7 protein-coding genes are annotated in these 13,380 nt (G+C 65.0%); 3 read left to right on the top strand and 4 right to left on the bottom strand.

Features of this window, described 5'->3' with window-relative positions; genetic code table 11:
* Positions 1-222: 222 nt before the first annotated feature.
* The 3 genes from FHS13_RS17610 to FHS13_RS17620 all read right to left on the bottom strand — a co-directional run bounded on the left by FHS13_RS17610 (position 223) and on the right by FHS13_RS17620 (position 6,702).
* Entirely contained in the window at positions 223-3,360 is a 3,138-nt protein-coding gene (locus tag FHS13_RS17610) for a hypothetical protein (protein WP_184293042.1), read from the bottom strand.
* Positions 3,361-3,385: 25 nt separating this feature from the next.
* Positions 3,386-5,623 carry a hypothetical protein gene (locus FHS13_RS17615; RefSeq protein WP_343065070.1) on the bottom strand — a complete coding sequence of 746 codons (2,238 nt, stop codon included), beginning with the start codon at positions 5,621-5,623 and terminating at the stop codon, positions 3,386-3,388.
* A gap of 212 nt (positions 5,624-5,835) precedes the next feature.
* Positions 5,836-6,702 (bottom strand): hypothetical protein, encoded by an 867-nt coding sequence (locus FHS13_RS17620; RefSeq protein ID WP_184293044.1) that lies wholly within the window; start codon positions 6,700-6,702, stop codon positions 5,836-5,838.
* Positions 6,703-7,330: 628 nt separating this feature from the next.
* On the opposite strand from FHS13_RS17620, the gene FHS13_RS17625 reads away from it, so the two are divergent.
* Together FHS13_RS17625 and FHS13_RS17630 are read left to right on the top strand one after the other, a co-directional pair.
* The gene (locus FHS13_RS17625) at positions 7,331-7,912 is read left to right on the top strand and encodes a hypothetical protein (RefSeq protein WP_184293045.1); all 582 of its coding nucleotides are present in this window, start codon (positions 7,331-7,333) and stop codon (positions 7,910-7,912) included.
* A 760-nt stretch (positions 7,913-8,672) separates the two neighbouring features.
* Positions 8,673-11,159 carry a hypothetical protein gene (locus FHS13_RS17630; protein ID WP_184293046.1) on the top strand — a complete coding sequence of 829 codons (2,487 nt, stop codon included), beginning with the start codon at positions 8,673-8,675 and terminating at the stop codon, positions 11,157-11,159.
* 122 nt (positions 11,160-11,281) lie between these two features.
* On the opposite strand, the gene FHS13_RS17635 is transcribed toward FHS13_RS17630, so the two are convergent.
* Entirely contained in the window at positions 11,282-11,902 is a 621-nt protein-coding gene (locus FHS13_RS17635) for a hypothetical protein (protein ID WP_184293047.1), read from the bottom strand.
* A 281-nt stretch (positions 11,903-12,183) separates the two neighbouring features.
* Here FHS13_RS17635 and FHS13_RS17640 point away from each other — a divergent pair, with 281 nt between their 5' ends.
* Positions 12,184-13,305, top strand: coding sequence for a DUF418 domain-containing protein (locus FHS13_RS17640; RefSeq protein ID WP_246405402.1), 1,122 nt, complete (start codon positions 12,184-12,186; stop codon positions 13,303-13,305).
* The last annotated feature ends 75 nt before the right edge of the window (positions 13,306-13,380 follow it).

Consider the following 13,380-nt stretch of genomic DNA (forward strand, 5'->3'; position numbering starts at 1 on the left):
GATGAGGATCTGTTGGGGGTTACGGGGGGCGGGGGTAGGGAACTAATCGGAATATAGGTCGATTCTATCCATCGAACATAGATGCCAACAACTCTCTTTTATACCTTGTCACATGAAATATGAGGACAAACGGTACCGGCTCGGCGCAAGGACCCGAGTGGGGCGGGGCCTGCAAACTCCGCCCCCACTCCTCGTCCGCCCCTGCGTTCCCCTTCTCCTGCCTCAGCTCGATTTACCTGTATTTCGGCCGGTCGGGGAAGTGGAACCACTCGGCTTGGGGCCACCGCCATCGGGTTTGCCACCGGTGCCTCCGCCGGCCATACCCGCGGTGTCGGACACGGTGCGCCCGGCCTGTGAGATCTGTTGTCCCTGCTGAATGCGCCGTTCGTGCTTGGGGTTCGGAGCCGGGTTGTCGAGGGAGGACTTTCCGGCCTGTTCCTTGTGCTGATCCGCCTGGGCATTCTTCGCCATGGCCGAACCACCTTTGTTCGCGGCCTCACCTGCCGACTTGGCCGCGCCGGCACTGTCGCCTGCCGCAGCCCGGCCGGCAGCCACCCCGGCATGGACACCCGCCGCGGCACCGTCCTTCGCCGCGCCGAGCCTCGCCTGGTCGGACTCCCTGTAGCTGTCGGCGGACTGCTGGGCGGAGCCGACCGCGACATCCATCGGATCGCTGTCGTCACCGACACGCGGGTTGTCCGGGTCGGAAGGCCCGGGCTCGTCGCTGCCCGGGGGAAGCGACAGGCCGTGGGATTCGACGTGCCGGCCGAGTCTGGCCTCCCGCTCGGCGTCCCCTTCCTGTCCACCGAGATCCAGACCCGGACCCGGCTGGCGGTCGTCCTGACCGCCACCGCCTTCGGGCCCCTCCAGCGTTCCGTCCGTGTCCACCTCTCCACCGACCGTGGTGTCGCTGCTGTTCGACGCCGAAGTGCTGATGCCCTCGGGGCCTCCGCCGTTGGTGCCGCCCGCGTTCGGGCTCCTCCCGCCCTGAGGGGTGCCACCGCCCACCATCCGGTTGGCCATCGCCGAACCGGCGCCGCCGGCGGCTCCTCCGGCCATGGCGGGCAGCATCCGACCGCCCCCGCCGCCCGGAGGGGCGACCTGGGAGTCGGTGAGCTTCTCGACCAGCTTGGTGGAGGCCTCCTCCACGGCCTTGACCAAGGTTTTGCGCAGGCGCATCGCCATGATCGTGAAGAGGACGACCACGATGATCGACACCAAGGTGACGACCATGGCGACAAACCCTCCGGACATCAGAAAGCCGATCATCCCCAGATCATCGTCCTCGCCGTTGCTGTTGAGGACCCGCGAGAACGGGATCTCGATGATGTTCGGAATGCTCAGCAGGAACTCCTGCACGAACTTGTACAGGAAGAGCGTGATCACGACTTCCATGATCATGGCGATCGAGTAGATGATCACTTTCGCGATACCCGCCATAGCGCCCAGTGTCGCGAACGGAATCGCTGTCATCAGCTGGAAACTCCTGCGGATGTTGCCGATCAGCATCGCGATGGCGTAACCGAAGCCGATGGTGATGAACGCGCCCAGCAGCACGACAGCGTTGGTCCAGTACACGAAGCTCATCGTTCCGGTGCCCACCATCGACACCGAGTTGTGGATGGACCGGGTGGCCTCGCTGGTAGTTTTTCCTGAGGAATAGGCCGTGTAGGACGTCGGACCGAAATCGGTGTTGAGGTAGTTGTACATCGCCAGCGGCGCGAGATTGCAAGCTTCGGGAGAACCATCGGGCTTGGCCAACCTCAATCCGCAGTCGCTGACGTCACCCCTGGTGTGAAAACTGGTGTACCGGAAGATGGTGAAGAAGTCGAAGAAGGATTCGATGGGCTCATCCGGCATCTCCCGGTAAGCACCCAGGCCCGTGTTTTCGTTCACCCAGATCAATGGATTTTTGGTGACCTCAACCTCTTCCTTTGCATCGATTTTCGCGACGTCTTCCGGATCTCCGATGTAGTCTTCGAACCAGTCACGCGCCTTGCATTCGTCGCCATCGCAGTCCAGAGTGGCCTTGGACTGGGTCTCGAATGACGAGGCAGATACATGGGCATTGCCCATGTACCGGAAGAGGATGTCCGCGACCCGGGAGTACTCGCTCGCGGTGAAGGACGATTCCGCAGCCGGTTCCAGCGCGGTCTGGTTCCACGAGCCGCCGTCGCCGGCAGTCACCGGGTCGATCCGGCCCTCCAGCCCCATGACCTGGGCGTTGATCAGCAGGGCCAGTTCGCGCACGCTCGCCTGTGAGCGTCCGGAGGGGGCATTCCTGCGGTGGTCCCATTCGATGTGCACGTCATGGGTATCCCGGTCGGGCACGCGCAGGCGCTGCTGCATCGCCCAACCTTCGAAGTCGACGAACGTGGAGAGCACCACGCGTGTGGAGCCCGAATTCCCCTCCTCGGTAGCCTGCTTCATGGCGTCGAGCATGCCGGTGTACATCGATCCGAGAAGCGGCAACCCCAGCCCGAGGAAGAGCAGTCGGATGAACAACTTCTTCAGCGCCGAGCCCTTGTCGAACTTCTTGAACATCACGATGCTGAACAGGAAGGTACCGATGAACAGCGGGACCATCACCATCCACGACAGTTCGACCAGGACCAGATACCAGGAGCCGAGCCATTCGGAGAGACTGGTGAGAAACCCCGGGGGCCCTCCCTCTCCTCCGGTCATCCCGTTCGCGAACTCCGGGTTGAGCACATGGATCGCCCCGTAGAACAGCTTGAAGGGGTTGAGCCAGGCCAGCCCGGAGATGAGGACCGACCACAGGAGATCGACGGCGGCGGTGCACATGAACAGGATGAAGATGATCCCGCCCGCGACCATGTTGAAGAACCCCAGCGAGAGCCCCGTACTGGTGGAATCCAGCCCCAACCCGTTGAGCGTGGCGCCGAACAGCGCATATTCACGCGCGCCCTGTACCCCGGAGATCCCTGCGTCCTCGGTACCGATCAGCGTGTCGTAACCGACGCTGTCCGACGACTGGGCGATGTGGGAGTTGAGCCATCCCATGATCGGGTTGTAGTTGGAGTCGGCATAGCCGAGCATCGACCCGGCGCTGGCCGGATTGTCCAGGAGCTCGTACCAACCGTCCTCCTCGAGGTTGATCTCGCTGCCGGGTTCCTGCGCAGTGGAGAACAGCGCCGTCATCGACGAGGAGAGCCGGTAGAACGACAAACGGTCGAGGTCGTCCTTGTCGTCGGCATGCGCGGTACCTGTCGTCCCCAGTAACAGCGTCAGCGGGAACACCAACACCAGTGCCCACACGATGAGGCGTGCAAGGAGGTCGGGGCCCTTCCCGCGGAAGGACACGCCTCGCCGTACGCGCGAGGGGACGCCCTGCTCCATCATCTGTTCCTTCCCTCTCGCGTCGTCACTGGTCGCGTATGGTCCGGTCGCCCGGCTTCAACTGGTCCTGCCTGCCCAGTCGCCGGGTCGGCTTCCTGGCCGGCTTCATACGCTCGGCGCGCAGCCGCGCCTCCGCCCCGGTCGCGGCCACGCGCTGGGCGCGCTGCTCGGCGATTTCACCTTTGGCTGCCATGACCGCCGAGGACTGTTGCCTCTCGGTCCGCCCGCGTCGGCCGGCCGCCAGGAGCTCGGCCCGCCGCTCTGCCCGAGCCGGGTTGACGCCCAGTGCCAGGTCCATGTGGAACACGACGTTGGTGTGTCCCCGCCGCAGGTAGGCGAGGTTCTCACCGCGTGTGGTCACCAGACGCTCCAGATCGGGGGGAATGTCCTGGTGCAGCTGGCGCTGGTACTCGGTGACCGTCGCGTCACGCATCGGCCCCAGCACCGTCCAGTCGGCGGCGTCGAAGCGGTTGAACGCCGAGTCCGCGAGCATCTTGTCGACGTCGTTGTACAGGTAGGCGACCCGGCCGCCGCGCAGGAACAGGTGCTCGAACTGTTCGGTGAGGTAGCCCTTGACACGGTTGTCGATGCTCTCGGTGCCGTGGATGATCACCGTGTCACCCAGGCCGAGGTTGTCGACGGCGAATCCGATGACGTTGACCAGCTGGGCCATCGCCACCCCCTTGCCGCGCTTGAGCAGCCGCGAGAAGTCGTAGAGCACGCGGCGGGCATCCGCCACCCCGTCGATCTCGTCGTTGGTATGGGTGTTGAACAGGTCGCCGTTGTTGTCGAGCAGGTCCTTGAACACCAGGCGCAGAATGTTGTAGGCGTGCAGTGCCTCGTCGTCGCGCGCGGTGGAATTGGCCAACGCGCGGTACTGGGTGTCGAAATAGGTGACGATGTCCTGAAGGCGCGGCACCTGGGTATGAGGTACGCCCACCACCCGCAGGCGGTCCCGGTTGTGCTTGGCATTGCGCGCCCACATGCCCTTGTCGATGTAGAACTGCGTCAGCGTCTCCTTGAGGGAACCGCGGATGATGGAGCGGTCCTGGTCGGTCGTCTCGTAGGCCTGCTCAGCCATGAGGACGACCTTCTCCAGGTGCGCCGGGAAGATGCTGAGCTCGTTCTCCTGGGAACCGAACATCTCGAACATGTTGATGTCGCCGGAGTTCATGTCCAGCCGTGCGGTGAGGGCGTCCAACCGCGGACCCAGATCGTCCAGGCGGGCACCGTCCAGAACGATGTGTACGGTGCGGGCGTTGGACAGGAGGGCCGCCTGGGAGATCTTCGACCCCCACATGTCGGGTACGTGTGCCCGGTCCAGCACCGGGTTGACGGTGCTGTCGGCGACGACCACGTGGTGATCGTAGGCGTTGACGTCGAAGAGCACCGCGGAGTTGTTGACGTCACCGACCATGAAACCGACGTATTCGCCGGCCGGGTCGTTGAGCCCGTTGGTGACCAAAGAGTGGGATCCGGCGAATTCCACGCTGGTGAAATGGAAGCCCCTGCCGCGCTTGCGTTCGTTCTTGCCGAAGAGATTGCTGAGTTCCTGGCGCTGCTCGCCGGGGTAGGCAGCGACCTTGAGGGTGCCGAACCGGTCGATGTACAGGCGCCCGATCCGCTCGACCGCGTCGTCGAGGACCTCCAGGCTGGGGGCCTTGACCAGAAGGCGGTTGTGTACGTGCAGGTAGCTGGCACCGTCCTGGATCTCGCCGGAGACGATCTCGATGTCGTCACTGACCTTGGCGGCCCTGCGCCGCGAGCTCATGGTGCCTGACTGGGCCTGTTCTCCCTCCTCCAGGCGGTCGAGCTTCTCCGCGGTCTTGATCCGGTCCTCGATCCACTTCTCGCCCATGCGTCGGACCTGTTCGAGCACCACGACGGTGACGTCCTCGGGCAGGCCGGCGGGGATGCGATTGATGCCCCAGAACGCACTGAAGTCGTCGCGGGCACCGTCGTCGTGGAAGAAGCCGAGGACGCACGCGTGGTGGTCGTCGATCTGGAAGTAGTCGCTGCGGAAGACGTAGCGCTCTCGCGGTTTGAGCGCGAGCAGATGCGGGTGGTCGTCGAAGGTACCGCCGAGCTGGCGCTCCTTCTTCCGTTCTGCTCGGCGCTCGGCAGCACTCATTCCGGTGGACGGGTCGTCGCCCTGTTCACCTTGGACGGTCTGCCCGGCTTCCTGCTTCCCGCTCTCCCTCAGTCGGGAGAACAAGGTGCCGGGGACCGGGACGCTCGCGGCGCCCTCCTCGTTCTCCTTCACACCGGAAGTGGTCCCGTCCGTCTGCCCCGATACGCGGGCGCTCCTCGAGAGCGAGCCGGGCAGGTGCCCTTGCGAGGTCCCGGTCGCGCTGCTTCGGTACGGTGAACCGGTCATCCGCGCCCCTCACCTTCTCCTTGTACATCGGTGGACATTCGATGCTCCACGCCGCTGCCACCGGGGTGTTCCGGCACCCGTGCGTCGTCGGGGTCTCCCTACCGTGCGGCGGTGTAGACGGTCCGCAGCATGTCGTAGAGGTCGTCGGCGCCGAGCATCACGGCCTGTTTGATCATGAGGCTGGACCCCTCGGCCTCGGCCCGCACCAGGGCGTGCGCCCGGCGCAGCGCCTCCAGGTTGTCCCCCTTGATCACCAGGTACTGGTGGATGGAGGTGAACTGCCCGCCCACGTAGTCCTTGAGGATCGAGTACCGCTCGTCGAGCAGATCGAACAGTTCGGGATCGCGGACTTCGAGGTTGCGGTTGAGCAGCTCCAGGTTGCCGAGTTGGCGGTAGACCCGCTGGGGCTCCTTGGTCGTGACCCAGATGAACTCGGCGTTGGTGTCGACCTTGCGCCAGAAGGCGTCGACCCGGTTGAGGATGGCCTTCTTGTCCTCGTCGAAAACCAGTACCGAGGCAGACCCGACGACGAGGTAGGCCTGGCCGACGGTGCCGTCCAACCACTCGATATAGCCGGTCTCGTCGATGCTCTTGACACCCAGGATGGAGTAGAAGCCACTGGGATTGGACCCGCGCCGGGTCATGACGCGGCGCGCGGGCCGGGGCAGGTACTCCAGGAGCGCAGGCAGGGACGTGAAGCGCATCTCCTTGGTCTTGGAGTACTGGCCGAAGAAGGCTGTGGTCGCCAGCCACCAGACGACCACCAGGAGGATGAGCCACCCCTCGGCGCTGGAGACGAAGGTGGAGGTGGTGACCCAAAACAGCAGCAGCAGAGAACCTGCCCAGAACAGAATCACCTTCATCGGCAGCGGCCGCACCTGCCATCCGCCACCCGACAGCGAGACCTCATGGTCAAGGAACGACCGATCCAGGCTGGTGGGGATCTTGAAGACGCTCTTGGCCATCGCTCAGACACTCCGCTTCTGCTCGTCTATGAGCAACACCTTACATTTGTGGTCGGACAGTGACAGGTGCTCTTTTACCGGCACATCACCGCCACCGGCCCACACCTCGGAGGCCGGGCCCGGATCGATCACCGAGTCGGCCGGCTGTTGTCGAATGCGCTCCGGCAAGTCCTGACGGAGGGGAGAAGTACGGCTCAGATACCGGGAAGTGCCGCTTCTCCGGTTCGCGTTCTCGAAGAGGCACAGGTGTCTTCTCCATGAGGGAGGGACAGGGGGCAGGGGGTTGCTACAAGGGAGATGCCGAAGCCGGTGCGATGGTTCGGCCGAGGGAGACCGGTACGAGAACTCGACAGTGACAGGAAAACATCGGGAAGACACTCCATGGGCCATCGGCCCTTGCAGTGCCCCAAGGACAGGGGGCAGGATGGTCGCCTGCCGTGGAGAGCATGAGCGGAGGAGTTCCGATCCGGTCCCCGTGTCAGTACGCTGAGTGCCGCCACACCGCTCTCCGCCTCCCTTTCCACGGAGTAGCGGCCAAGATGAACGGCAACCACGCTGCCAGGAAACCCCATCGATCGGCCTGGCCCTCCCAGCCTCCGAACACACCAGAACGAAGAAGGAACCCCTCATGCTCCTGCCCGCGCTCATGGCGTTCTCCTCCGGAGACCTGACCCCCGAACAGGTGCGGCGGCTGCACGATGCACTCCAACTCGAGGAGAACACACCCCGCACCGAGGGTTACGGAGCGAAGCCGAGCATCGCGCACCGCCCCTTCACCGATGAAGAGGGGCACCCCCTGATCCTGGAACTCGCTCGAACAGATGAGACAGAATGGGTGTTCGCCCTGTGGTTCGAAAAGGGCGGGCGTCCCTCAAGCGAGCTCGTCGAGAACCACCGGGTGCTCTTTCGCGGCCTCATCGATGAACTCGGGCTCACACTCCTCGAGATCGAACCGCCCGCGACCGCCGACGAAGTGGGAAAGATGTTCGTCGACCCGCAGCCCGGCAACCCGGAGGAGGGCTCCTTCGCCCCGGTCTGGGACCTTCCTTACGACAGGCTCGACCACATGTGGTTCCACCTCGGCCTGCCCAGGGATGCTCCCCGGGAGGTGAAGGCGGTCAGGCTGCGCGAGGTGATGGGCACCCGGGTCTGGTCCGTGGCTCCCGAACGCCTCCGCAACGAGGCCGAGGAATTCCTCCGCGGCATCTGACCGCAGGAACGGGACCGGCGTCCGGATGGCAGTTCGGCTACTCCCGGGCGAGCCGGTGGTCGGCCGGATGGTTCCGCTGCCACCCGGCCGACGGGGTGCCCGTAACGTCATGGGCACCCGACCTGCGCCTCCGCCAAGACCGCGAAAGCCGTTTGCTCCCCCGGTGACGGCGCGCTACCAGGGCCACCATCGCCCGTACCCGGACACCCAGTCACCGGGCAGTGCATGAGCCCCTGTGCCGTGCCTTCTCGCCCACTCTCCGCACAGACCACCCCCGCATCCAGTGTCCTCTGCACCTGCGGTTATCGGCTCGGCTGATACGTGGCTTCGCCAGTCCGACAGAACCGCGCACAGCACCATGTGTCAGCGCGGGTGCTCCATGATGCTGGGTGCGTCAGGCATATGCACGAGGGCATCAGCACTCGCCACGGGCACCATCAAGCCCTCCCGTCCGTCACCTCCCTCCCAGAACCCATGTCCCATTCTTCTCAAGCCCGCCCAACGTCGCCTGACTTCGCCGGGGTTGACCTTGTCCACGAGCACCACCACAAGCGTAAAAACGTGAGCACCACTCCAAAAATACTCAGGCTCCCCCTTCGGTTCCTGTGCCTGTTTCCCCGCAGCAGAACCAGCGCACGGGCTCCAGCATCCTCCTCGTAAGACCCCCCGTCCCCTGAATTTCTGATCCTCTGCCCCCCAGTTACCAGAGAAGACACCTGTGCCTCCTCAAGAACGTGAATCAGAGAAGCAGCACGGCCCCGTGTCCGAGCCGTACGTTCCCCCGCCCACTCAGGACTCGCCGGAACGAATTCGACAGCAGCACATCGGCGAGGCCCTGCTGAGCGACGACGGTCGTATCAGGCACACCAGCCAGGCCAAAACCATCGCCATCGAAGCCCTCGCCAGGCGCATGCGGTCCTCGACCAGCCAGCTCGTCAGTGCGGCGATCGGCCTGAATGTCGGAACCGACATGTCGGAGAGGTTGGGAAACCATCGATACGTCCTTGTTCCGCACAACGAGCGCTACCCCTCCATGGGGGCCGACGTCCTCCACGTCGACGAGCTCGACCCGAATCGGCCCGAACACGCTCCTGACAGGGTCGTGCGGATGGATCAGCCAGAGGCCGACACCCTGGTTCGCCAGATCTCGGTCAGCGAAATCATGGGAGCCTGGGCCTACGGCTCCAACAACAACGTGCGCGTGCTCGCGCTGCAGGAGGCCACCAAGGAGGAGTTCGGTCTCACCCAGGCCCTGGACTGGACCATGGACGCACGAACACGCCGGGCGGTAAGAAGAGAACTCAACTACAACAGCGACACGTTGCAAGACTTCGTGCGCACCCAGTACGAGATGACCCAGGAGGTCCTTGCCGAGCGCGACATCTCGGAGTTGATCGGCTACCGGGCCATGAGCTGGCCGGAGGGGGCGCCCCGGCCGGACTGGTTCGACCTGGATGTCGGCGACAGCTTCCAGGCTCGCCACCGACCGCTGGCGAGCTGGTCGGCGGACCGCCGAATCGTCGCCGACTGGTTGGAGACACGTGGAGGTCCCGGCGTGATCCTGGTCGACCGTACGCCCGCACGGGACGTTCTGTCCATCCCGATGACAGGCATGGGGTATTTTGGGCAGAAGGAATGGGTTACCCTGCCCGGCAACCGCCCGAGCACGCTTGACGGCGTCTCCATGGGCAGGAGCCAGGAACTCGCTGCGGAGCAGACCGCAGCAAGCAGCGTCAACGTCGGCGCACCCGCGCTGGGGGTCGAGGCGACAACCTTGCTGAGCGCCTCCGCGGGCCATCCGGACGGGCAGGGTCCGGGGCCGACCCCTCGGTGGCAGCCGCTCGAGATCACGGATCGGCTCGATCCCACCGATCCGTTCGACAGCCGGATGATCCGGGTTCTCGAGGGCGAGGAACCCTACCCCGACTGGTGGCCGCGCGACGACTCCGGATACGCCGTCACCAAGCGCGACCTGGAGTTCCTCGGCATCGACCCGGTCCAGATAAAGTGGCTCGCCGAGCGGAAGGCCCCGATGGGGATGACGCCGGAGCTCTACGAGCAGTTCGGCACGGAGATGCTGGAAGCCCTGCGCCAGGACGGGGTGGACCCCTCGACGGTTGACATCCGACTCAAGGGAACCGGTGCCGAGTTCTTCTCGGGAATGCACAAGACATTGCCCAGGGAAGAGGAGTTGGTAGACGCCCCCGAGGCGGCACAGCACCTCCGGGAATGGTTCGGCGACAGCCGGGACCGCCCGCTGCGTCGCCCGCACGACGCCATGTGGCGCCTTGGCCTCGAATCGGTGCCCAGTGACTTCGACCTCGACATCAACAGCACGCACATGATCCGGATCGCCCGCAGGTACTGGCGAGAGCAGCATCCCGACCGATACCCGGGTGACTTCATGGGCGGGCACGGGTACCTGGACAAGCAGGCGGTCCACGACAGCTTCCCGTCACTGGCCAGCTGGGCGAAGAGATGGGAGAAGAAGCTGGGCCGGGAGCTCTCCTTGGGTGCCTTCGAGTCCAGCGGTCCCATCAACGCGACCAAATTCGGCCGTAGCATCTCCGGTCACTTCCGCGACACCGACTGGATCATCCACAACACCGACAAGCCTTGGCCCTCGCACACCCCTGGAGAACAACGGCAGACAGACGCGGTCGGGCAGGAGCAGAAGCGCGCGCTGGCCGACCGGGTGGTCGTGAACGACCTGCTCGCACAGCGCGGTCACCGTGAAGCCTCCCGATTCGACATGCTGCTCACGGGCATGAGCGAGGAGGAAACCGCTGCTGCGATCTCCGCATGGGAAGCGCTGGGCAAACCGGAGACCGCACGGGAACGCAAGGCCGGCCTCGGGGCCGAGCACACCACCCCGGAAACCTCCCCGGAGAGGGCGCAGCAGCCGGCCATGGTCCCGGAACCCCTCCGAGCCTCCCAGACACTGTCCGACAAGCCCGAGAACACCCCGAAACACCACCAGGACGCGGACCTCCGGTCCGGGACCAGAACTGCCAGCGCGATCTGGGAGACACCGAAGCCGCCGATCAAGTCGCTGGTCGCGCACAGGACCGAATGGGCGCTCTACGACGATCTGCACGGTTACGGGCGGCGCCACCGGACGCTCACGGTGAGAACACCGTCCAAGGCACCCGGCCCCTACGAAGCACTGCTGCACCCGAGCACAGGCGCGGCATACGAACGTGACCAGCACCAGGCCGAGTCGGGCGATCGGGGGTACGGCGAGTAGCGGTCCACGGGCTGCAACGCGTCCCGGCAAGCCCCGACAGACGAACGCCCCCGCACCCTTGCGCGGGGGCGCTCCCGTCACACGGAACAACGACCGTGTTTCTCACCAGCTGAGGCCGGGGTCTAGTCGACCTGGATCCAGTTGCCGTCGGAGTCGGGCTGCCAGCCATCGATGATCTCGGACTCGTGAACGAACAGATCACCACTCTTCATGACGGTGATCTCGGCCCAGGCAAAACTCCTTTCCCCACTCTCAGGGGTCTGCTCGAACCATATTTTCACGGTGTTCTCGGTGTCGTTCGGAGAAACGGCACAGCCCACGGGCACCACCGCGGAGCTGTAGTCCTCGCTGAGCTCGATCGAATCCAGCGGCTCGCCGACCAGGGCGTAAGCCATCCGCTCTTCCTCGCTCTCGTCCTTTTCGCCCTCCTCCTCGAGGTAGGCGAGGAGGCGCTCCAAGCCGCCGTCGACGTATTCGAACCGGTATCCCACGGCGCACTGCGAGGGATCCTCGGACTCGACCGAGCTCACGGTGATGGACTCCTGCACGCGTATCTCGGCGTAGTCTTCGCTCATCTCGATCAGTTCGTCCGGAACGCGGAACTCGATGCTCTGCGCCGGCTCCACCATGGGCTCGGTGAAGTCGAAGACGGCTGTTCCGCCCGAGCACCCGGTCAGGGCCAGCAGAGCGGCCGCACCTGCGGCCGCGAGTGTCCTGGTGGGGGTCTTGTCGGAGGAGGTCACGGTGGGGGTCTCCTTGGTCTGGTGGAAAGCCAGTGGTTCCAGCTCCGCCTGGTTTGCCGTGTCGACACGTTCTTGGTGCTTCGGACATGATGTGCCGAAAATGCCATATCGACATTGAAAGTTCCACGAAGGACGAAGGGCTTCCGCAGAAGGTCTGCTCATCGGCCTTGCCATGCCGCACAGCTGTCCAAGATACGCGTATCTGGTAGCTTTTCGCCATGTGCCCTGGTGAAAGAGCAAGAACGCCTGCACCAGCCACCAGGAACTTTTTCGACAGGCGCATGCTCGTACCGGACCTGGCGCGAGGAGCGATGCTGGCCCTCATTGCTGCGGCCAATACTCATTATTGGTTCCGGCCGGACCCAAAAGCATCCGAAATCTACGAGGGTCTCCTCTCGGCCCTGATGAACCTGCTGGTCGACGGGCGGGTCTACCCGGTCTTCGCGCTTCTGCTCGGTTTCGGCCTGGCGAGGAGCGCTCACGGATCCATCCGGGCGGGCTTGGCCACGGGGCTCGACAGCAAGCAGGCCGAGCGACGCGCCGCAGAGATGCTGCGTAGGCGGGGCCTGTGGCTACTGGCCTTCGGAGCTGTGCACGCCCTCGCCTTCACCCAGGACATCTTGGGCACCTACGGGCTCATCACGGTGCTGGTCGCCGGTGTTGTCGCCTCCGCCCGTCGGCGAACCGCACTGGTACTGGCCGTCCTCGTCTGCACGCTGTCGACCTCCTTCCTGGCGGTGGTCGGGCCCGAGGCGGTCCTGGCCCGCAGCCACGGTCAGGCGGCTCAGGCCCTGTTCGACGAGCAGCTCGTCGGAGTCGCGGCCAACCTGGTGATCTGGACCGTCGCGACACCGGCAACGGTCCTGTCCTCGATGGCGTTGCCCAGCGCACTGCTGGGGGCGTGGCTGGCGGGCCGGGGACCGATCGAGCAGCCGCACCGATACCGGAGAGAGCTTGCCGGAGTGGTTCTGGTCGGGCTGATCGTGCCCACAGCGGTCCTCCTGTTGCTCTGGGAAGACATGGGCGGAACCGGTGTGCTGGCACGGTCCCTGGTCGCCTGGCACCAAGGCCTGGCCGGACTGATGGCGGGAACGGCTTACCTGGCGCTCATCGCTCTGTCCGCCTCCTACCGCGCAGCAGGCACGGGAGCTCTCAGCCGGGCACTGGCAGCCACCGGGAAGCGCTCCCTGTCGGCCTATCTGTCGCAGACCGTGCTCCTGGCACTCACGGCCGGAACATTGCGCGTATGCGGTGTCGGGGCGTTGGCCCTGAGCTGGCAGTTGTGCGTCGCAGCCGCCGTCTGGTCGGCCTCGGTGCTCACCTGCTCCCTCATGGAGCGAAACGGAGTTCAGGGACCCGCTGAACAGGTGCTGCGCCGTTTGGCGGCCTCGGGTGTGCGGTGATGACGGTCTTCTGCGCCGCACGGTGACCAGGGCCGACCAGGTCCCCACGGCATGGCCCGTAGCGGCCGATCGTCC

The organism is Nocardiopsis algeriensis (assembly GCF_014203695.1).
Classification (GTDB): Bacteria; Actinomycetota; Actinomycetes; order Streptosporangiales; family Streptosporangiaceae; genus Nocardiopsis; species Nocardiopsis algeriensis.